Annotated in this window: 1 protein-coding gene; it reads left to right on the forward strand. The window is 60.5% G+C overall.

Going from position 1 to position 248, the window contains the following annotated elements; translation table 11 throughout:
* The coding region (locus AC0L2O_RS37265; protein WP_473373264.1) for a hypothetical protein at positions 1–234 on the forward strand (234 nt) is incomplete at its 5' end.
* Between the last annotated feature and the right edge of the window lie 14 nt (positions 235–248).

Raw genomic sequence — 248 nt, forward strand, 5'->3', positions numbered from 1 at the left:
GAGGACGGCTTCGCGAGAGCGGTAGGCTATATTCCTGGAGATAAGCGCTGGAAGGCGACGGAACACCAGCGGCGTGTTACGGAGGATCAAGCCCATGCCGTTATCGCGAGGAAGGAACTTCGAGCGCGTCCGCTCCACCTTGATGGCGGAGCGGACATCCTGATCGCTCAACACATTGCACGAACACACGATCATGGCGCGATGAGTCTCGACGGCGACCTGGTACGGCTCTGACCCGACAAGCGGGT

It is taken from the genome of Bradyrhizobium sp. Kon10 (assembly GCF_055807395.1).